Here is a 20,378-nt window from a genome sequence, read left to right on the forward strand (position 1 = left end):
TCTGCCCAGCCCGCCGGAGGACGCCGTGAGCGACACCCAGACCCTGATCGAGAACCGGCCGCCCTCCGTGGCGACCCTCTTCCTTGAGCGCGTGGCGAAGACCCCCGACGCGGAGGCCTACCGCTACCCGGTGCCGTCGGCCTCGGGCCAGGGCCCCGACGAGTGGCGGTCGCTGAGCTGGGGGCAGGCCGCCGAGCGGGTGTACGCCATCGCGGCCGGCCTCATCGACCTCGGCGTACGGCCCGAGGAGCGCGTCGCCCTCGCCTCGTCCACCCGCGTGGAGTGGATCCTGTCCGACCTCGGCGTCATGTGCGCCGGCGCCGCCACCACCACCGTCTACCCGCAGACGAACGCCGAGGAGTGCGCGTACATCCTCGCCGACTCCGAGAGCCGCATCCTGATCGCGGAGGACGCGGCGCAGCTCGCCAAGGCCCGTGAGCGCCGCGCCGACCTGCCGGACCTGCGCCACGTCATCGTGATCGACACGGCCGCGGCCACCTCGGGCGAGCCGGCCGAGGGCGAGCCGGAGGGCTGGGTCCTGTCCCTCGCCGATCTGGAGGAGCGCGGCCGGGCGCACCTGGAGAAGCACCCGGAGGCCGTCAAGGAGCGCGTGGCCGCCATCCGTTCCGACCAGCTCGCCACGCTGATCTACACCTCCGGCACCACCGGCCGCCCCAAGGGCGTGCGCCTGCCGCACGACAACTGGTCGTACATGGCCAAGGCCACCACCGCGACCGGCCTGATCCGCGAGGACGACGTGCAGTACCTGTGGCTGCCGCTCGCGCACGTCTTCGGCAAGGTGCTGACGTCCGGGCAGATCGAGGTCGGCCACGTCACCGCCGTCGACGGCCGCATCGACAAGATCGTCGAGAACCTGCCGGTCGTCCAGCCGACCTACATGGCGGCCGTGCCCCGGATCTTCGAGAAGGTCTACAACGGAGTCGCGGCCAAGGCACGGGCCGGTGGCGGCGCCAAGTACAAGATCTTCCAGTGGGCGGCGGGTGTGGCGCGCGAGTACGCCAAGGTCACCCAGGACAACTTCCGGCGCACCGGCCAGGCCACCGCGCCCTTCGGCCTCACCGTCCAGCACAAGATCGCCGACGCGCTCGTCTACTCCAAGCTGCGCGCGGCTTTCGGCGGGCGGCTGCGCGCCGCCGTGTCGGGATCCGTGGCCCTCGCGCCCGAGATCGGCTTCTTCTTCTCCGGCGCCGGCATCCACATCCTGGAGGGCTACGGCCTGACGGAGTCCAGCGCGGCCAGCTTCGTCAACCCGGGCGAGGCCTACCGCACCGGCACGGTCGGCAAGCCGCTGCCCGGCTGCGAGGTGCGCATCGCCGACGACGGCGAGATCCTGCTGCGCGGCCCCGGCATCATGGAGGGCTACCACAAGCTGCCCGAGAAGACCGCCGAGGTGCTGGAGCCGGACGGCTGGTTCCACACCGGCGACATCGGCGAGCTGTCCCCCGACGGCTACCTGCGCATCACCGACCGCAAGAAGGACCTCTTCAAGACCTCCGGCGGCAAGTACATCGCGCCGACGGAGATCGAGGGCCACTTCAAGGCGCTGTGCCCGTTCGTCTCCAACATCGTCGTGCTCGGCGCCGACCGGAACTTCTGCACCGCGCTCATCGCGCTCGACGAGCCCACCCTCCAAGGCTGGGCGGCGGAGCACGGCCTGAGCGGCCGCTCGTACGCCGAGCTGGTCGCGACGCAGCAGGTCAAGGACCTCGTCCAGGGCTATGTCGACCGGCTCAACGAGGGGCTGCAGCGCTGGCAGACGATCAAGAAGTTCCGCCTCCTGCCGCGTGACCTCGACGTCGAGCACGGCGAGCTGACCCCCAGCCTCAAGCTGAAGCGGCCGGTCGTGGAGCGCGAGTACAAGCACCTCATCGAGGAGATGTACGAGGGCGCCCGCGAGGCGTGACGCAGGCACGGTGAGGGGGACCCCCGCGGTCCCCCTCACCGCTCGGCGCCCGGTCCGGCGGCGGTGACGGACAATGGACCTCATGCCTTCCGTACTGCCCGACGGCGAGCCCATGCCCGAGGACGGCGCGCTGCCCGCGTCCGCCCTGCTCGGGGCCGGTGAGCGACCCCTCGGGTTCTATCTGCACGTGCCGTACTGCGCGACCCGCTGCGGCTACTGCGACTTCAACACCTACACCGCCACCGAGCTGCGCGGCTCCGGCGGCGTCCTGGCGTCCCGCGACAACTACGCGGCGACGCTGACCGACGAGGTCCGGCTCGCCCGCAAGGTCCTGGGCGACGACCCGCGTCCCGTACGGACGGTCTTCGTCGGCGGCGGCACGCCCACGCTGCTCGCCGCGGCGGACCTGGTGCGGATGCTCGGCGCCATCCGCGACGAATTCGGGCTCGCCGACGACGCGGAGATCACCACGGAGGCCAACCCGGAGTCCGTCGACCCGGCCTACCTGGCCGCGCTCCGTGAGGGCGGCTTCAACCGCATCTCCTTCGGCATGCAGAGCGCCCGGCAGCACGTCCTGAAGGTCCTGGACCGCACCCACACCCCGGGCCGCCCCGAGGCCTGCGTCGCCGAGGCCCGCGCCGCCGGTTTCGACCACGTCAACCTGGACCTGATCTACGGCACCCCCGGTGAGAGTGACGACGACTGGCGGGCCTCGCTCGACGCGGCGATCGGCGCGGGCCCCGACCACGTCTCCGCGTACGCGCTCATCGTCGAGGAGGGCACCCAGCTCGCCCGCCGCATCCGGCGGGGAGAGGTGCCGATGACGGACGACGACGTGCACGCCGACCGGTACCTGATCGCCGACTCCGTCCTCGCCGAGGCCGGCTACCACTGGTACGAGGTGTCGAACTGGGCCACGTCCGAGTCCGGCCGGTGCCTGCACAACGAGCTGTACTGGCGCGGCGCCGACTGGTGGGGCGCGGGTCCCGGCGCGCACAGCCACGTCGGCGGCGTGCGCTGGTGGAACGTCAAGCACCCGGGCGCCTACGCGGCGGCCCTCGCCGAGGGGCGCTCGCCCGGAGCCGGGCGCGAGGTCCTGTCCGGCGAGGACCGGCGCGTCGAGCGCGTCCTGCTGGAGCTGCGGCTCCGCGAGGGCTGCCCCCTCGCGCTGCTGAAGCCCGCCGGGCTGGCCGCCGCCGAGCAGGCGGTAAGGGACGGGCTCCTGGAGGCCGCCCCTTACACGGAGGGCCGTGCGGTCCTCACCCTGCGCGGCCGGCTGCTCGCGGACGCGGTGGTGCGGGACCTGGTGGACTGACCGGGAAACCCCGGAGCGGCGGGGACGACGCCCTGCTCGGCCGTGTCGAAGTCCTGATCTACGGATCGCCTCCGCGTGTGCGGAGAGCGATCCGCCAAGCCCAGCGGGCCGACGACTCGGAGGGCTTCAGGACACGGTCACGTGATCGATGAGGCGCTCGACGCATCCCAGCAGCGCCGGCTCCAGGTCCTTGTACGAGCGGACGGCGCCCAGGATCCGCTGCCACGCCGCGCCCGTGTTCTCCGGCCAGCCCAGGGCCCGGCACACGCCCGTCTTCCAGTCCTGGCCGTGCGGGACGCGGGGCCACTCCGGGATGCCCAGCGACGAGGGCTTCACGGCCTCCCACACGTCGACGTACGGGTGCCCCACGACCAGCACGTGGGGGCCCGTGACCGACGCGGCGATACGGGACTCCTTGGAGCCCGGCACGAGGTGGTCCACCAGGACGCCCAGCCGGGCGTCCGGCCCCGGCGAGAACTCCGCGACGACGGCCGGCAGGTCGTCGACGCCCTCCAGGTACTCCACGACCACGCCCTCCACGCGCAGGTCGTCGCCCCACACGCGCTCCACCAGTTCGGCGTCGTGGCGGCCCTCGACGTAGATCCGCCCCGCCCGCGCCACCCGGGCCCGCGCGCCCGGCACGGCGACCGACCCGGAGGCCGTACGGGACGGGCGCACCGGCGCCGCGCCCCGGGGCCTGACCAGCGTGACCGGACGCCCCTCCAGCAGGAACCCGCGCGGCACCAGCGGGAACACCCGGTGCTTGCCGAACCGGTCCTCCAGCGTCACCGTGCCCGCTTCGCAGCGGATCACCGCCCCGCAGAAGCCGGTCGCCACCTCCTCCACCACGAGGTCCGGCTCGGCGGGGACCTCCGGGACGGGGGCCGTCTTCTTCCAGGGAGCGGTGAGATCGGGGTCGTACTGGCGCATGGGCTCTCTCTGCGAGGTCCGGGGGAGGGCGGCTGCCGGGGGTCCAGGGGTTGTCCCCCGGAAAATGCGGTCAGGGAGGGGTCGGATCGGGGTCGTGGCTGCGCATTCGCCAGACGCTACGACACGCCCGCCGCGTACGGCACCCCGAACCGCCGTCCACGACCACCCCGAACCGCCGCCCACGGCCGACACACCGCACCGCCCCTACGGCACCCCGAACCGCCGCGCCAGTGTCTCCCGTTGGGCGCGGACGAACGCCGCGTCGACGACCGCCCCGTGCCCCGGCACGTACCGCGCGTCCTCGCCGCCCAGCTGCAGCAGCCGGTCCAGCGCGGCCGGCCAGCGCGACGGGATCGCGTCCGGGCCGGCCTGGGGGTCGCCCGACTCCTCCACCAGGTCCCCGCAGAACACCACCTCGGGCGAGCCGCCCGCCCCCGGCACCAGCAGCGCCAGGTCGTGCCCCGTGTGGCCGGGCCCCACGTTCGCCAGCAGCACCTGCCGGCCGCCCAGGTCCAGCGTCCACTCGCCGCACACCAGGTGGTGCGGGTGCACCAGCACGTCCGTCGCCTCGTGCGCGTCCCCCGGGGCCACCCCGTGGCGTACGGCGTCGTACCGCAGCGCGTCCCGGTCGCGGGACAGCACCTCGTCCACCCCCACCGCGCCGAACACCTGGGCCCCGGCGAAGGCCGCGGCGCCCAGCACGTGATCGAAGTGCGGGTGGCTCAGTGCGATGTGCGTCACCCGCCGCCCGCCCAGCAGCCGCTGCACCTGGCCGCGCAGCTCGGCGCCCTCGCGGAGGGTCGAGCCCGCGTCGTACAGCAGGGCCCCCTCCTCGCCCACGACGAGCGCCGTCGTCGCGTCCCACACGGGCAGCCGGCGGCGCCCCACGCCCTCGGCGAGCCGTTCCCAGCCGAAGTCTTCCCAACGGACGTCCATACCGCGACGCTAGCGGCAACGACCGGCGTGGGCGCGCGGTAGCGTGGTCGGCCGTCCGCGCCGGGCCCGGCCGCCCTTGCCAGGCAATGACCTCGTCGCCGTACACTGGCCGCGGGGATGATTGGCACTCGAACATGGCGAGTGCCAGAGCACACGGCCCGTGAGGGCATGAAGCGAAAGCCAGCTGGAGGTGCGCGCGATGCTCAGCGAACGCAGACTCGAGGTGCTGCGCGCCATCGTCCAGGACTACGTCGGGACGGAGGAGCCGGTCGGCTCCAAGGCGCTCACCGAGCGGCACAACCTCGGCGTCTCGCCGGCCACCGTGCGCAACGACATGGCCGTGCTGGAGGAGGAAGGGTTCATCGCCCAGCCCCACACCAGCGCCGGCCGCATCCCCACGGACAAGGGCTACCGCCTCTTCGTCGACAAGCTCGCCGGAGTCAAGCCGCTGTCGCCGCCGGAGCGCCGGGCCATCCAGAACTTCCTGGACGGCGCGGTCGACCTCGACGACGTCGTGGGCCGTACGGTGCGGCTGCTGGCGCAGCTGACCCGGCAGGTCGCGGTCGTGCAGTACCCGTCCCTGACACGCTCGACCGTGCGGCACGTGGAGCTGCTGTCGCTGGCCCCGGCCCGGCTGATGCTCGTCCTGATCACGGACACCGGGCGGGTGGAGCAGCGCATGGTCGACTGCCCCGCCCCCTTCGGCGAGACGTCCGTGGCCGACCTGCGGGCCCGGCTGAACAGCCGGGTCGTGGGACGGCGCTTCACCGACGTGCCGAGGCTGGTGCAGGACCTCCCCGAGTCGTTCGAGAACGAGGACCGGGGGACGGTCTCCACGGTGCTTGCGACCCTGCTGGAGACGCTGGTGGAGGAGACCGAGGAGCGTCTGGTGATCGGCGGCACCGCCAACCTGACGCGCTTCGGGCACGACTTCCCGCTGACCATCCGGCCGGTGCTGGAGGCGCTGGAGGAGCAGGTCGTGCTCCTCAAGCTGCTGGGCGAGGCGACGGACCCGGCGATGACCGTACGCATCGGGCACGAGAACGCCCACGAGGGCCTCAACTCCACGTCCGTCGTCGCGGTCGGCTACGGTTCGGGCGACGAGGCGGTCGCCAAACTCGGCGTGGTCGGACCGACCCGCATGGACTACCCCGGAACGATGGGAGCGGTACGCGCAGTGGCACGTTACGTCGGACAGATCCTGGCGGAGTCGTAAGTGGCCACGGACTATTACGCCGTACTCGGCGTGCGCCGCGACGCGTCCCAGGACGAGATCAAGAAGGCCTTCCGGAGGCTCGCCCGCGAGCTGCACCCGGATGTGAACCCCGATCCGAAGACGCAGGAGCGGTTCAAGGAGATCAACGCCGCGTACGAGGTGTTGTCGGATCCGCAGAAGAAGCAGGTCTACGACCTCGGCGGCGACCCGCTGTCGTCGGCCGGCGCCGGTGCGGGCGCGGGCGGCTTCGGCGCGGGCGGCTTCGGCAACTTCTCCGACATCATGGACGCCTTCTTCGGTACGGCGTCCCAGCGCGGGCCCCGCTCGCGCACGCGGCGCGGCCAGGACGCCATGATCCGGCTGGAGGTCGAGCTCGACGAGGCGGCCTTCGGCACGACGAAGGACATCCAGGTCGACACGGCCGTCGTCTGCACCACCTGCTCCGGCGAGGGCGCAGCGCCCGGCACGTCGGCGCAGACCTGCGACATGTGCCGCGGCCGCGGTGAGGTCTCGCAGGTCACGCGGTCCTTCCTGGGCCAGGTCATGACGTCCCGCCCCTGCCCGCAGTGCCAGGGCTTCGGCACGGTCGTGCCCACGCCGTGCCCCGAGTGCGCGGGCGACGGGCGCGTCCGGTCGCGGCGCACGCTGACCGTCAAGATCCCGGCCGGTGTCGACAACGGCACGCGGATCCAGCTCGCCGGCGAGGGCGAGGTCGGCCCGGGCGGCGGCCCGGCGGGCGACCTGTACGTGGAGATCCACGAGCTGCCGCACCCGGTGTTCCAGCGGCGCGGCGACGATCTGCACTGCACGGTGACCATCCCGATGACGGCGGGCTCGCTCGGCACGAAGGTGCCGCTGGAGACGCTCGACGGCGTGGAGGAGGTCGACATCCGTCCGGGTACGCAGTCGGGCCAGTCCATCCCGCTGCACGGCCGGGGCGTCACGCACCTGCGGGGCGGCGGCCGGGGCGACCTGATCGTCCACGTCGAGGTGCAGACGCCCACGAAGCTGGACCCGGAGCAGGAGCGCCTGCTGCGGGAGCTGGCCAAGCTGCGCGGCGAGGAGCGGCCGATGGGCCAGTTCGCGCCGGGCCAGCAGGGCCTGTTCTCGCGCCTGAAGGACGCGTTCAACGGGCGGTAGCCCGCGCCCGTGCTGTCCGGGGGCGGCCCCGGACAGCACGGCCTACGGCCCGCGGCCCGATGCCGTGCGTACGCCCGCCGCCGACGGCGGGCGTCGGCGTACGAGGGCGGAACCCGTAGTGGCCGGGCCGGGCTCGGAATCGGGGATTCGGCGTCGTGCCGGGGGCGTGACACCATGCCTGCATGTCCTCCGTCATGCCCCCCGCGCTGACCGGCCTCTGCCGCTATCCGATCGTGCAGGCCCCCATGGCCGGCGGTGCCTCCTGCCCCAGCCTTGCCGCCGCGGTGTCAGGCGCCGGCGGCCTCGGGTTCCTGGCGGCCGGGTACAAGACGGCCGACGGGATGTACCAGGAGGTCAAACAGGTCCGCGGGCTCACCCCCCGGCCCTTCGGCGTCAACCTGTTCATGCCGCAGTCCGGGCAGGCCGACCCCGCCGCCGTCGAGGTGTACCGCCAGCAGCTGGCCGGTGAGGCCGGCTGGTACGGCACCCCCCTCGGCGACCCCGACGCGGGGCGCGACGACGGGTACGAGGCCAAGCTGGCCATCCTGCTCGACGACCCCGTACCGGTCGTGTCCTTCACGTTCGGCTGCCCCAGCGCCGAAACCCTGGAGTCCTTCGCCCGCGTCGGCACGTACACCGTCGTCACGGTCACCTCGCCGGAGGAGGCCCGCGCGGCCGAGCGCGCGGGGGCGCACGCCGTGTGCGTCCAGGGCATCGAGGCCGGCGGCCACCAGGGCACGCACCGGGACGACCCGGCGAACGGCTGCTCGGGCACAGGCCTGCTGTCACTGATCGCGCAGGTGCGGGAGGCCGTACAGCTGCCGATGATCGCAGCGGGCGGCCTCATGCGCGGCAGCCAGATCGCCGCCGTCCTCGCGGCCGGCGCCGAGGCCGCCCAGCTCGGCACGGCGTTCCTGGTGTGCCCGGAGTCCGGCGCCCACGCCCTGCACAAGCGGGCCATGACGGACCCGCTGTTCAACCGCACCGAGCTGACCAGGGCGTTCTCCGGCCGCCCGGCCCGCGGCCTGGTCAACCGGTTCATGCGCGAGCACGGCCCGTACGCCCCCGCCGCGTACCCCGAGGTGCACCACCTCACCAGCGGCCTGCGCAAGGCCGCCGCCAAGGCCGGCGACCCGCAGGGCATGGCCCTGTGGGCCGGCCAGTGCCACCGCATGGCCCGCGAGCTGCCGGCCGGACAGCTCGTCGAGGTCCTCCACTCCGAACTCCAGTCGGCCGTCGCCGCACTGGCCCTGCGAGGTGCTTCATGACCGCCCCCGTCTTCGTCGTCGACGACCTCACCGCCGCCGCGCCCGGCGGAACGATCACCCTCGACGGGCCGGAGGGCCGGCACGCCGTCTCCGTACGGCGGCTGCACGCGGGCGAGGAGATCGTCCTGACGGATGGCGCGGGCCGCGGCGCGTACGGCACCGTCGCCGCCGTCGAGGGCAAGGACCGGCTCGACGTCGCCGTCACCGACGTCCGCACCGAGCCCGCGCCCCGACCACGCATCACGGTCGTCCAGGCCCTCCCCAAGGGTGACAGGGGCGAGCTGGCCGTCGAGACGATGACCGAGACCGGCGTCGACGCGGTCGTGCCGTGGGCGGCGGCCCGGTGCATCACGCAGTGGAAGGGCGAGCGGGGCCTGAAGGCCCTCGCCAAGTGGCGCGCCACGGCCCGCGAGGCCGGCAAGCAGTCGCGCAGGCTCCGCTTCCCGGAGGTCGCCGACGCGGCGACCACCAAGCAGGTCGCCCAGCTGCTCGCCGCCGCCGACTTCGCCGCCGTCCTCCACGAGGAGGGCGCCGAACCCCTGGCCACCGCCGAGCTGCCCGCCACCGGCGAGATCGTCCTCGTCGTGGGCCCCGAGGGCGGGGTGTCGCCCGACGAGCTGGCGGCGTTCGCCGAGGCGGGCGCGAAGCCGTACCGGCTGGGCCGCAGCGTCCTGCGCACCTCCACCGCCGGCACGGCCGCCACGGCCCTCCTGCTGGGCCGCACCGGCCGCTGGTCGTGACCGGCCGCCGGCTCCCAAGGCGCTCCGCGGCGGGACGGGCCGCCCGCCCCCAGGACCGCCCACGACGGAACCGGCGGTCCGCCCGGGTGGGCGGATAGGGTACGGACGTATCTGTCGTCCGAGACGAGGAGGGGCCGGAGCATGGCCGGAGAGCCGCAGAGCGACTGTCTGTTCTGCAAGATCGTCGTGGGGGAGGTTCCGGCGACGATCGTCCGTGAGACGGAGACGACCGTGGCCTTCCGGGACATAAACCCCCAGGCGCCCACGCACGTCCTGGTCATCCCCAAGGTCCACCACCCCGACGCCGGCACGCTCGCCGCCGCCGAACCGGCCGTCGCCGCCGACGTGTTGCGCGAGGCCGCCGAGGTCGCCGCCCAGGAGAAGATCGACGGCACGGGCTTCCGGATCGTCTTCAACACCGGCACCGGCGCGGGCCAGACCGTCTTCCACGCGCACGCCCACGTCCTCGGCGGCCGCGGCCTCGAATGGCCTCCCGGGTAACCACGTGTCGGTACGAGAACTCGTCGTGCTGGGCACCGCCAGCCAGGTGCCCACACGTCACCGCAACCACAACGGCTACCTGCTGCGCTGGGACGGCGAGGGCATCCTCTTCGACCCCGGCGAGGGCACCCAGCGCCAGATGCTGCGCGCCGGTGTCGCCGCGCACGACATCCACCGCATCTGCGTCACGCACTTCCACGGCGACCACTCGCTGGGCCTCGCCGGGGTGATCCAGCGGATCAACCTCGACCAGGTCCCGCACCCGGTCGCCGCCCACTACCCGGCCAGCGGCCAGCGGTTCTTCGAGCGCCTGCGGTACGCCACGGCCTACCGCGAGCGGGCCGAGATCGCCCCAGCGCCGGTCGCCGCCGACGGGGTCGTGGCAGCCACACCCGCGTACACCCTGGAGGCGCGGCGGCTGTCCCACCCCGTCGAGTCCTTCGGCTACCGGATCACCGAGCCCGACGGGCGCCGCATACTGCCGGAGAAGCTCGCCGCGCACGGCATCGCGGGCCCCGACGTGGGGCTGCTCCAGCGCACGGGCGAGCTGCGCGGCGTACGGCTCGACGAGGTCAGCGAACTGCGGCGCGGGCAGCGCTTCGCGTTCATCATGGACACGCGCCTGTGCGACGGCGTGCACGCGCTCGCCGAGGGCTGCGACCTGCTCGTCATCGAGTCCACGTTCCTCGACGAGGAGGAGGACCTGGCGGTCGAGCACGGGCATCTGACGGCCGGACAGGCGGCGTCCGTCGCCCGCGACGCCGGTGTCCGCCACCTCGTGCTCACGCACTTCTCCCAGCGGTACGACGACCCGTCCCGGTTCGAACGGCAGGCCCGCGAGGCGGGTTTCGACGGCGAACTGACCATTGCCCAGGACCTGGTCCGGGTGCCTCTCCCGAAGCGTTCCTAGGGACGACACACGATGCATCTCCCCGGCGGCCTCCCCAAGGCCGAACTGCACCTGCACATCGAGGGCACCCTCGAACCCGAGCTCGCCTTCGCCCTCGCCGCCCGCACGGCGTCCGCCTGCCGTACGCGGACACCGAGGAGCTGCGCCAGGCGTACCGTTTCAGCGACCTGCAGTCCTTCCTGGACCTGTACTACGCGCTGATGGCCGTCCTGCGCACCGAGGACGACTTCGCCGAACTCGCCGACGCGTACCTGGCGCGGGCCTCCGCGCAGGGCGTACGGCACGCCGAGATCTTCTTCGACCCGCAGGCGCACACGGCCCGCGGCGTGCCCATCGGCACGGTGATCGAGGGGCTGGGCCGGGCGCTGGACCGCAGCGAGGAGCGGCACGGCGTCACCACCCGGCTGATCATGTGCTTCCTGCGGGACGAGTCCGCCGATTCGGCCATGGAGACGCTGGACGCGGCGAAGCCGTATCTGCACCGCGTCACGGGCGTCGGCCTCGACTCGGCGGAGGTGGGCCACCCGCCCGCGAAGTTCCGCGAGGTGTACGCGGCGGCCGCGGCGCTCGGCCTGCGCAGGGTCGCCCACGCCGGCGAGGAGGGCCCGCCCGCGTACATCCGTGAGGCCCTGGACGTCCTCGGCGTCGAGCGGATCGACCACGGGCTGCGCGCCCTGGAGGACCCGGAGCTGGTGGAGCGGCTGGTACGGGACCGGGTGCCGCTGACGGTGTGCCCCCTGTCGAACGTCCGGCTGCGGGCCGTCGACGTCCTGGAGGCGCATCCGCTGCGGGCGATGATGGACGCGGGGCTGCTGGTCACCGTCAACTCCGACGACCCCGCGTACTTCGGCGGCTACGCGGAGGACAACTTCCTCGCTGTGCGCGAGGCGCTGGGGCTGGAGGACGAGCAACTGCGGGAGCTGGCCCGCAACTCGTTCCGGGCGGCGTTCCTGGAGCACGACGAGGAGCGCCGGTCCCGGTACCTCGCGGAGGTGGACGCGTACACGTTCCGCTGAGGCGCGTGCCTCCGGGCCGCGCCCCCCGTCGTGCGCCGGGGCGCCGGCGGGCGCCCGGGCCGGGGCGGCGATCGCGGGGCGTGGACCAGCGGCATCGGGCAGACTGGCGGGGTCTGCACCGCGCGACCGGGGAGCCCGCCGTGACCTCATCCCTCACTCCAGGAGGAGACCAGCGACAGCACACCGCCGGGGTCGACCCGCTGGGCACCCTGCGGACCCCCGCCGACCCGGACTGCGACGTGTTCCTGACCGGCACGGTCTTCCTCGACATCATCTTCACCGGCCTCGACAGCGCCCCCGTGCGCGGCACCGAGACCTGGGCGCGCGGCATGGGCTCCAGCCCCGGCGGGGTGGCCAACATGGCGACGGCGCTGGCCAGGCTCGGGCTGCGCACCTCGCTCGCCGCCGCGTTCGGCGACGACCACTACGGCGAGTACTGCTGGGACGCCCTGGAGCAGGGCGAGGGCATCGACCTGTCCCGGTCGCGCACCGTGCCCGGCTGGCACTCCCCGGTGACCGTGTCCATGGCCTACGACGGGGAGCGCACGATGGTGTCGCACGGCCACGAGGCCCCGCCGCCCGAGGGCGGGCTCGTGACCTGCCCGCCGCGGGCGCGGGCGGCGGTCGCGTCCCTCGTACCGGGGCGGTGCGAGGAGTGGATCGCCCACGCCGCCCGGCAGTCCACCCGGATCTTCGCCGACGTCGGCTGGGACGAGACCGGCCGTTGGGAACTGGCCGCGCTCACGGACCTGGAGCACTGCGAGGCGTTCCTGCCGAACGCCGAGGAGGCCATGCGCTACACCGGCACCGGCTGCCCCCGCGCCGCCGCACGCGCGCTGGCCGACAAGGTGCCGCTGGCCGTCGTCACGCTCGGCTCGGAGGGCGCGTACGCGGTCGACGCGGCGACCGGCGAGACCGCCGAGGTGCCCGCCATCTCCGTCACGGCCCTGGACCCCACGGGCGCAGGTGACGTCTTCGTGGCCGGGTTCCTGACCGGCACCCTCGCCGGCTGGCCGCTCGCCGACCGGCTGGCCTTCGCCGGTCTCACCGCCGCCCTGTCCGTGCAGGAGTTCGGCGGGTCGCTCTCCGCGCCCGGCTGGGTCGAGGTGGCGGCCTGGTGGCAGTACGTGCAGACCTCCTCCGACCAGGACCCCGCGGCGCTGCGCCGGTACGCGTTCCTCGACGCGCTGCTGCCCGCACCCCGGCGGGCCTGGCCGCTGCGCCGGGCCGTGCCGACCATCGGCTTCCGCCGCTCGGCCTGAGGCCCGCTCGGCGGGCCCCGGGCCGCACGCCACGGCCCGGCCACGGCCCGGCCAGGGGCTGCGAGCGGCCGCCGGAAAAGCCTTCGGGGTTGTCAGCCGTACGCCGTACCCTGGACAGTCCAGAGGTTGTCGAGCGGCGAGAACCCTGCAACAGGAGGTATGCGCAGGCCAGAGGGCCGGCCCATGACTCAGACACCCACAGACCAGGTACGAGCCCACTTCACCGTACCCGCGAAGCATCCGATGGTGACCGTGCTCGGCTCGGGTGACGCGCTGCTCCGCGTGATCGAGAACGCGTTCCCGCACGCCGACATCCACGTCCGCGGCAACGAGATCAGCGCGGTGGGCGACGCCACGGAAGTCGCTCTGATCCAGCGGCTGTTCGACGAGATGATGCTGGTGCTCCGCACCGGGCAGCCGATGACGGAGGACGCGGTGGAACGGTCGATCGCCATGCTGAAGGAGGAGACCGGGGGAGCGGCCGTCGAGACGCCGTCCGAGGTCCTCACCCAGAACATCCTCTCCAGCCGCGGGCGCACCATCCGTCCCAAGACGCTGAACCAGAAGCGCTACGTCGACGCCATCGACAAGCACACGATCGTCTTCGGCATCGGCCCCGCCGGTACCGGCAAGACGTATCTGGCCATGGCGAAGGCGGTCCAGGCCCTGCAGTCCAAGCAGGTCAACCGGATCATCCTGACCCGGCCGGCCGTCGAGGCGGGCGAGCGGCTCGGCTTCCTGCCGGGCACGCTCTACGAGAAGATCGACCCCTACCTGCGGCCGCTGTACGACGCGCTGCACGACATGCTCGACCCCGACTCCATCCCCCGGCTGATGGCCGCGGGCACCATCGAGGTCGCGCCGCTGGCGTACATGCGGGGACGGACGCTCAACGACGCGTTCATCATCCTCGACGAGGCGCAGAACACGAACCCCGAGCAGATGAAGATGTTCCTCACCCGGCTCGGCTTCGATTCGAAGATCGTCATCACCGGTGACGTCACGCAGGTCGACCTGCCGGGCGGCACGAAGAGCGGTCTGCGCCAGGTGCAGGAGATCCTGGACGGGGTCCAGGACGTCCACTTCTCCCGCCTCACGTCGCACGACGTGGTACGCCACAAGCTGGTCGGCCGTATTGTCGACGCGTACGAGAAGTACGACAGCCAAAACGGGAAGTAGACCGAACAGCACCATGTCGATCGACGTCAACAACGAGTCCGGCACCGAGGTCGACGAGCAGGCGATCCTCGACGTCGCCCGCTACGCGCTGACGCGCATGCGCATCCACCCCCTCTCCGAACTGTCGGTGATCGTGGTGGACGCGGAGGCGATGGAGCAGCTGCACATCCAGTGGATGGACCTGCCGGGCCCGACGGATGTCATGTCCTTCCCGATGGACGAGCTGCGTCCGCCGACGAAGGACGACGAGGAGCCCCCGCAGGGGCTCCTCGGTGACATCGTGCTGTGCCCCGAGGTCGCCGAGAAGCAGGGCCGCGAGGCGCCGACGCAGCACTCCATGGACGAGGAGCTGCAGCTCCTCACCGTCCACGGGGTGCTGCACCTGCTCGGCTACGACCACGAGGAGCCCGACGAGAAGGCCGAGATGTTCGGACTCCAAGCGGCGATCATCGACGGCTGGCGGGCGGAGAAGGGCCTGACCGGCCCCTCTCCGGCGCCGACCGTCTCATGACCGCCCAACTCGTCCTCGGCGCGGTCGCGCTGGTCGTGGTCGCGTGGCTGGCGGCGTGCGCCGAGGCCGGTATCGCCCGGGTCTCCAGCTTCCGCGCCGCCGAGGCCGTACGGTCCGGCCGGCGCGGCGCGACCAGGCTGGCCCAGGTCGCCTCCGACCCGACCCGCTACCTCAACGTGGCGCTGCTCGTCCGCGTCACCTGCGAGATGGCGGCCGCGGCCCTCGTCACGTACGTCTGCCTGGAGACGTTCACGGAGACCTGGAGCGCGCTGGTCGTCGCCATCGGCGTGATGGTGCTCGTCTCGTACGTCGCCGTCGGCGTCTCCCCGCGCACCATCGGCCGCCAGCACCCGCTGAACACGGCCACGGCCGCCGCGTACGTGCTGCTGCCGCTCGCCCGCGTCATGGGCCCCGTGCCGCCGCTGCTGATCCTTATCGGCAACGCGCTCACCCCCGGCAAGGGCTTCCGCAAGGGGCCGTTCGCCTCGGAGGCCGAGCTGCGCGCGATGGTCGACCTGGCCGAGCAGGAGTCGCTGATCGAGGACGAGGAGCGCCGCATGGTGCACTCGGTCTTCGAGCTGGGCGACACCCTCGTGCGCGAGGTGATGGTGCCGCGCACGGACCTGGTGTCGATCGAGCGGTACAAGACTGTCCGGCAGGCGCTCACCCTGGCGCTGCGCTCCGGCTTCTCCCGCATCCCCGTGACCGGCGAGAACGAGGACGACGTCGTCGGCATCGTCTACCTGAAGGACCTGGTCCGCAAGACGCACATCAACCGCGACGCCGAGTCCGACCTGGTCTCCACGGCCATGCGCGCGGCGACCTTCGTGCCCGACACGAAGAACGCCGGCGACCTGCTGCGCGAGATGCAGCAGGAGCGCAACCACTGCGCGGTCGTCATCGACGAGTACGGCGGCACGGCCGGCATCGTCACCATCGAGGACATCCTGGAGGAGATCGTCGGTGAGATCACCGACGAGTACGACCGGGAGCTGCCGCCCGTGCAGGAGCTGGGCGACGGCCGGTTCCGGGTGACGGCCCGCCTCGACATCGGCGACCTCGGCGAGCTGTTCGGCCTCGACGCGTACGACGACGAGGACGTCGAGACCGTCGGCGGCCTGCTCGCCAAGGCCCTCGGCCGGGTGCCGATCGCCGGGGCCACCGCGGTGGTGGACCTGCCCGACGGACGGGCCCTGCGGCTGACGGCCGAGTCCCCGGCGGGGCGCCGCAACAAGATCGTCACGGTGTTGGCGGAGCCGGTGCCGCCGAAGCAGGAGGACGAGGCCGCATGACACCGGAGCAGCTGAGGGCGTTCTGCCTGGACTTCAACGCCGCGGTGGAGGAGTTCCCGTTCGGCCCGGAGACCTCGGTCTTCAAGGTGGCCGGGAAGATGTTCGCCCTCAGCGCGCTCGACGGCCGTCCGCTCACCGTGAACCTGAAGTGCGAGCCGGAGATCGCGGAGCGGCTCCGCGCCGACCACCCGCAGTGGATCGTGCCGGGCTATCACATGAACAAGCGCCACTGGAACACGGTGACGGTCGGCCAGCTCCCCGTGCGCATGGTCCGCGAGCTCATCGAGGACTCCTACGACCTGGTGGTCGCCGGCCTGCCCCGGGCCCAGCGGCTGCGGCTGGACCGCCCGTAGCTGCGGCAAATTCCGGGCGCACTTGTCAGCGGCCCCGGTTATCCTCGGCTCGGCCCGCAAGGGTGGGGAGGGGGGAACCGAGCAGCTCCCCGATGTCACGTCTTCTCTGGGGAGTTGAACCAACCCATGCGTATCCGTATGCGCCAGGGCGCCGCCGTCGCGCTCACCCTGTCCGCCCTGGTCTTCACCGCCGCGTGCAGCGGCTCGTCCGACAAGGGCGGCGACAAGCCGAAGGCCGCCCAGAGCAGCGCCCCGGGCACGTCCGCGGACAAGCCCGCGGAGGAGGCGGCGGAGCCCGCCGCGCCGCTCACCGAGGCGCAGATGAAGGCCGGCCTCCTGGAGGTCTCCGAGCTGCCGAAGGGATGGAAGGTCGAGCCGGCCGCCAAGACCAACGACCAGCCGAAGGCGGACAAGGCCGAGTGCCAGCCGCTGGCCCTGCTGATGTCCGACAAGATCGACGGCGCGACGATCGGCGGAGACCGTGAGTTCGGCCGCGAGTCCGACAGCGCGATCCTCGCCCAGCAGATCTTCACCTACGCCGACACGGGGGCCGCCTCGGGCTTCGTGAAGGGCGTCTCCTCGGCCGTGGACGCGTGCGCGACGTTCACGATGACGCAGGAGGGCGAGAAGATGCAGATGAAGGCCGAGAAGCTGACCGCCCCGCAGGCCGGCGAGGAGTCGGTCGGCCTGCGGCTGACGATGGACATCCCGCAGCTCGGCATGAAGGTGGAGTCCGACCTCCTGGTCGCGCGCCAGGGCGCCGGAGTGCTCCGGCTCGCCTACGTCCCGATGGGCGAGAAGCCGGACCACGGGTCGTACGGCGACCTCGCCAAGCGCGCCGGTGACAAGTTCGTCGCGGGCGCCAAGGGCTGACCCTGGTGACCCGCAGGGCGGCCGGGGGAGACCCCGGCCGCCGACTTATGCTCGGAGCATGACACAGAGCCCCGACCTCGACCCCGAGGACCGCAAGATCATCACGCTGGCGCGCAGCGCCCGTGCCCGTAACGGCGTGCCCGAGGGCGCGGCGGTGCGGGACGAGACCGGTCGTACGTACGTCGCCGGGACCGTCGCCCTGGAGTCGTTGAAGCTGAGTGCGCTGCAGACCGCCGTGGCGATGGCCGTGGCCAGCGGCGCGAAGTCGCTGGAGGCCGCGGCGGTCGTCTCCGAGGCCGAGGCGGTCTCGGACGCCGACCGGGCCGCCGTACGGGACCTGGGCGGGCCGGCGACGCCGGTGCTGCTGGCCGGGCCGGACGCGGTCGTACGGGCCACGGTGACGGCGGGCTGACGTCCCGCGCCCCGCCGTGCGCCGCCACGGGAGCGGCGGGGCCGTGCGCGCCCGTGGTAAGCGGGTGGCGGCGCATCGGGGACAATGGCTCCCATGAGCGTTCGTACATCAGAAACCGAAGCGACCCACCGGGCAGGGTTCGCCTGCTTCGTCGGCCGTCCCAACGCGGGCAAGTCCACCCTCACGAACGCTCTGGTCGGTCAGAAGGTGGCGATCACCTCCAACCGCCCCCAGACCACCCGGCACACCGTCCGCGGCATCGTGCACCGGCCGGACGCCCAGCTGATCCTGGTGGACACGCCCGGTCTGCACAAGCCGCGCACCCTGCTGGGCGAGCGGCTCAACGACGTGGTCCGCACGACCTGGGCCGAGGTCGACGTGATCGGCTTCTGTCTGCCGGCCGACCAGAAGGTGGGGCCGGGCGACCGGTTCATCGCCCAGGAGCTGGCCGGGATCAAGAAGACCCCGAAGGTCGCGATCGTCACCAAGACCGACCTGGTCGACTCCAAGACCCTCGCCGAGCAGCTCATCGCCATCGACCGGCTCGGCAAGGAGCTGGGCATCGAGTGGGCCGAGATCGTCCCCGTGTCCGCGGTGGGGGACAAGCAGGTCCAGCTGCTCGCCGACCTGCTGATCCCGCTGCTGCCGGAGGGCCCCGCGCTGTACCCGGAGGGCGACCTCACGGACGAGCCGGAGCAGGTCATGGTGGCCGAGCTGATCCGCGAGGCCGCGCTGGAGGGCGTACGGGACGAGCTGCCGCACTCCATCGCGGTGGTCGTCGAGGAGATGCTGCCCCGCGAGGGCCGTCCGGCGGACCGGCCGCTGCTGGACATCCACGCCAACGTCTACATCGAGCGCCCCAGCCAGAAGGGCATCATCATCGGCCCCAAGGGCTCGCGCCTGAAGGAGGTCGGCATGAAGTCCCGCAAGCACATCGAGGCCCTGCTGGGCACTCCCGTCTTCCTGGACCTGCACGTCAAGGTCGCGAAGGACTGGCAGCGGGACCCGAAGCAGCTGCGCAAGCTGGGCTTCTAGGCGCTGTCCGGCGGATCTTTCCCCACCCCGCCCGCTCGGAGGGGCTGATTCAGCCCCTCCGGTGTTCGAGGAGCGGGGGGTTCGGGGGGCGGAGCCCCCCGATTCGGCTACGCGCCTTCCTTCAGCACGCGGCTGATCAGTTCGCGCTGGGCCTGGGTCAGACGGGGGTCCGCGCAGTACACCGTGCGGCCGTCGACCGTGATCGCGTAGCTGAAGCCGTCCGGCACCCCGGCCGGCGGCTCGTCCCGGCCGTCGGCGAGGGCCGCCTCGGCCAGGACCCGCCACGCGTCCGCGTCGGGCCGGGCCGAGGTGTCCACCTCCGCCCGGCGCTCGATGCCCGCGAAGCCGCCCGTGCGCCGTACCTGGATCCGCATGATCCCTGTCTACCGGGTGGGCACACCGACCGTCGACCAGGCCTTCACCACGGCCTGGTCCTCCGCGCCGCCCTCCCCGTACCGCTCGCGGGCCGCCGCGACCGTCAGCCGGGCGAACGCCGCGAAGTCGGCGGTCTCCTTCAGCTTCCCGCCGGTCAGCACGTCGTACCAGATCCGCCCCGCCCGCTCCCAGGCGTGCCCGCCGAGGGCCGTGGCCAGCAGGTAGAAGGCGTGGTTCGGGATGCCGGAGTTGATGTGCACGCCGCCGTTGTCGGCGGCCGTCTCGACGTAGTCGTCCATCGTCGCCGGCTGCGGGTCCTTGCCGAGGACGTCGTCGTCGTACGCCGTGCCCGGCGCCTTCATCGACCGCAGTGCCACGCCCTCGACCCGGTCCGACAGCAGGCCCGCGCCGATCAGCCAGTCGGCCTGCTCGGCGGTCTGGCCGAGGGCGTACTGCTTGACCAGCGAGCCGAAGACGTCGGACATCGACTCGTTGAGCGCGCCCGGCTGGCTGAAGTAGGCGAGGTTCGCCGTGTACTGGGTGACGCCGTGGGCCAGCTCGTGGCCGATCACGTCCACCGGGATGGTGAAGTCCCGGAAGATCTCGCCGTCGCCGTCCCCGAACACCATCTGCTCGCCGTTCCAGAAGGCGTTGCCGTAGTCCCGGTCGTAGTGGACCGTCGCGTCCAGCGGCAGGCCCGAGCCGTCGATGGAGTCACGGCCGAAGACGTCCAGGAACAGGTCGAACGTCGCCCCGAGCCCCGCGTACGCGCGGTTCACGGTGGCGTCCCGGACGGGCTCGGCGCCCTCGGCGCGCACCTTCCTGCCGGGCAGTTGCGTGCGGTGCTCGGCGTCGAAGACCGTGCGGCGCGGTTTCCCGGTGACCGCGGGGGCGTCGCCGACGGTGCGGACGCCCACGACCGTGGTGAGGCGGCGGGCCGTGCGGTTCGCGGCGTCGGTGACGAGGGTCCGGCGGGCCGCGTCGGCGATGGCGGGGTCGCCGGCGCGGGCCAGCCGGTCCAGCAGGTGCGGCGGGACGATCGTGCAGAAACAGGGCGTGGAGGTGGCAGCAGTCATGCCTGGCAATGTGGCACTCTGTCACGCCTCTGTCACCCCCAGCGACGATGATTGATGAAAAGGAGTGATAGGTCACTGTTTGACCGTTACCGGGCAGGAATCCCGCATACTGAT

At 72.6% G+C, this 20,378-nt stretch carries 20 protein-coding genes and 1 pseudogene; 17 read left to right on the forward strand and 4 right to left on the reverse strand.

The window, feature by feature from the left end:
• Nucleotides 1-25: 25 nt before the first annotated feature.
• The gene (locus tag ABEB09_RS22790; RefSeq protein ID WP_345691764.1) at nt 26-1,924 is read left to right on the forward strand and encodes an AMP-dependent synthetase/ligase; all 1,899 of its coding nucleotides are present in this window, start codon (nt 26-28) and stop codon (nt 1,922-1,924) included.
• An 82-nt stretch (nt 1,925-2,006) separates the two neighbouring features.
• Complete coding sequence (gene hemW, locus ABEB09_RS22795; protein WP_345691765.1) at nt 2,007-3,239, forward strand: radical SAM family heme chaperone HemW; 1,233 nt, start codon at nt 2,007-2,009, stop codon at nt 3,237-3,239.
• Between the two features lie 126 nt (nt 3,240-3,365).
• On the opposite strand, the gene ABEB09_RS22800 is transcribed toward hemW, so the two are convergent.
• Nucleotides 3,366-4,169 (reverse strand): DUF3097 domain-containing protein, encoded by an 804-nt coding sequence (locus ABEB09_RS22800; RefSeq protein ID WP_345691766.1) that lies wholly within the window; start codon nt 4,167-4,169, stop codon nt 3,366-3,368.
• 204 nt (nt 4,170-4,373) lie between these two features.
• Nucleotides 4,374-5,105 (reverse strand): MBL fold metallo-hydrolase, encoded by a 732-nt coding sequence (locus ABEB09_RS22805; RefSeq protein ID WP_345691767.1) that lies wholly within the window; start codon nt 5,103-5,105, stop codon nt 4,374-4,376.
• 199 nt (nt 5,106-5,304) lie between these two features.
• Here ABEB09_RS22805 and hrcA point away from each other — a divergent pair, with 199 nt between their 5' ends.
• The 15 genes and pseudogenes from hrcA to era all read left to right on the forward strand — a co-directional run bounded on the left by hrcA (nt 5,305) and on the right by era (nt 18,813).
• On the forward strand, nt 5,305-6,321 hold the full coding sequence (hrcA, locus tag ABEB09_RS22810; RefSeq protein ID WP_345691768.1) for a heat-inducible transcriptional repressor HrcA: 1,017 nt from the start codon (nt 5,305-5,307) through the stop codon (nt 6,319-6,321).
• Nucleotides 6,322-7,461, forward strand: coding sequence for a molecular chaperone DnaJ (gene dnaJ, locus ABEB09_RS22815; RefSeq protein ID WP_345691769.1), 1,140 nt, complete (start codon nt 6,322-6,324; stop codon nt 7,459-7,461). It begins immediately after the preceding gene.
• Nucleotides 7,462-7,655: 194 nt separating this feature from the next.
• The gene (locus tag ABEB09_RS22820; protein ID WP_345694047.1) at nt 7,656-8,729 is read left to right on the forward strand and encodes a nitronate monooxygenase; all 1,074 of its coding nucleotides are present in this window, start codon (nt 7,656-7,658) and stop codon (nt 8,727-8,729) included.
• Nucleotides 8,726-9,469 (forward strand): 16S rRNA (uracil(1498)-N(3))-methyltransferase, encoded by a 744-nt coding sequence (locus ABEB09_RS22825; protein ID WP_345691770.1) that lies wholly within the window; start codon nt 8,726-8,728, stop codon nt 9,467-9,469. The genes ABEB09_RS22820 and ABEB09_RS22825 overlap by 4 nt, the downstream gene beginning before the upstream one ends.
• Nucleotides 9,470-9,610: 141 nt before the next feature.
• The gene (locus ABEB09_RS22830) at nt 9,611-9,970 is read left to right on the forward strand and encodes a histidine triad nucleotide-binding protein (RefSeq protein ID WP_345691771.1); all 360 of its coding nucleotides are present in this window, start codon (nt 9,611-9,613) and stop codon (nt 9,968-9,970) included.
• Nucleotides 9,971-9,974: 4 nt separating this feature from the next.
• Complete coding sequence (locus tag ABEB09_RS22835; protein WP_345691772.1) at nt 9,975-10,880, forward strand: ribonuclease Z; 906 nt, start codon at nt 9,975-9,977, stop codon at nt 10,878-10,880.
• Between the two features lie 12 nt (nt 10,881-10,892).
• Nucleotides 10,893-11,896: pseudogene (locus ABEB09_RS22840) on the forward strand (adenosine deaminase).
• Between the two features lie 140 nt (nt 11,897-12,036).
• Nucleotides 12,037-13,158 (forward strand): carbohydrate kinase family protein, encoded by a 1,122-nt coding sequence (locus tag ABEB09_RS22845; RefSeq protein WP_345691773.1) that lies wholly within the window; start codon nt 12,037-12,039, stop codon nt 13,156-13,158.
• A gap of 183 nt (nt 13,159-13,341) precedes the next feature.
• Nucleotides 13,342-14,337 carry a PhoH family protein gene (locus ABEB09_RS22850; protein WP_345691774.1) on the forward strand — a complete coding sequence of 332 codons (996 nt, stop codon included), beginning with the start codon at nt 13,342-13,344 and terminating at the stop codon, nt 14,335-14,337.
• A 13-nt stretch (nt 14,338-14,350) separates the two neighbouring features.
• Nucleotides 14,351-14,848, forward strand: a complete 498-nt coding sequence (ybeY, locus tag ABEB09_RS22855) for an rRNA maturation RNase YbeY (RefSeq protein WP_345691775.1) — start codon at nt 14,351-14,353, stop codon at nt 14,846-14,848.
• Nucleotides 14,845-16,140 (forward strand): hemolysin family protein, encoded by a 1,296-nt coding sequence (locus ABEB09_RS22860; protein WP_345691776.1) that lies wholly within the window; start codon nt 14,845-14,847, stop codon nt 16,138-16,140. Before ybeY ends, ABEB09_RS22860 begins: the two co-directional genes overlap by 4 nt.
• The gene (locus ABEB09_RS22865) at nt 16,137-16,493 is read left to right on the forward strand and encodes an MmcQ/YjbR family DNA-binding protein (protein WP_345691777.1); all 357 of its coding nucleotides are present in this window, start codon (nt 16,137-16,139) and stop codon (nt 16,491-16,493) included. Before ABEB09_RS22860 ends, ABEB09_RS22865 begins: the two co-directional genes overlap by 4 nt.
• 126 nt (nt 16,494-16,619) lie before the next feature.
• Nucleotides 16,620-17,366 carry a hypothetical protein gene (locus tag ABEB09_RS22870; RefSeq protein WP_345691778.1) on the forward strand — a complete coding sequence of 249 codons (747 nt, stop codon included), beginning with the start codon at nt 16,620-16,622 and terminating at the stop codon, nt 17,364-17,366.
• Nucleotides 17,367-17,424: 58 nt separating this feature from the next.
• Entirely contained in the window at nt 17,425-17,778 is a 354-nt protein-coding gene (locus ABEB09_RS22875; RefSeq protein ID WP_345691779.1) for a cytidine deaminase, read from the forward strand.
• Nucleotides 17,779-17,862: 84 nt separating this feature from the next.
• Nucleotides 17,863-18,813: a GTPase Era gene (gene era / locus ABEB09_RS22880; RefSeq protein WP_380840769.1), complete on the forward strand. Its 951-nt coding sequence runs from the start codon at nt 17,863-17,865 to the stop codon at nt 18,811-18,813.
• A 107-nt stretch (nt 18,814-18,920) separates the two neighbouring features.
• On the opposite strand, the gene ABEB09_RS22885 is transcribed toward era, so the two are convergent.
• Nucleotides 18,921-19,187, reverse strand: a complete 267-nt coding sequence (locus tag ABEB09_RS22885; RefSeq protein WP_345691781.1) for a protealysin inhibitor emfourin — start codon at nt 19,185-19,187, stop codon at nt 18,921-18,923.
• 9 nt (nt 19,188-19,196) lie between these two features.
• On the reverse strand, nt 19,197-20,264 hold the full coding sequence (locus tag ABEB09_RS22890; RefSeq protein ID WP_345691782.1) for a M4 family metallopeptidase: 1,068 nt from the start codon (nt 20,262-20,264) through the stop codon (nt 19,197-19,199).
• Nucleotides 20,265-20,378: the final 114 nt, after the last annotated feature.

This window comes from Streptomyces coeruleoprunus (assembly GCF_039542925.1).
Lineage (GTDB): Bacteria > Actinomycetota > Actinomycetes > Streptomycetales > Streptomycetaceae > Streptomyces > Streptomyces coeruleoprunus.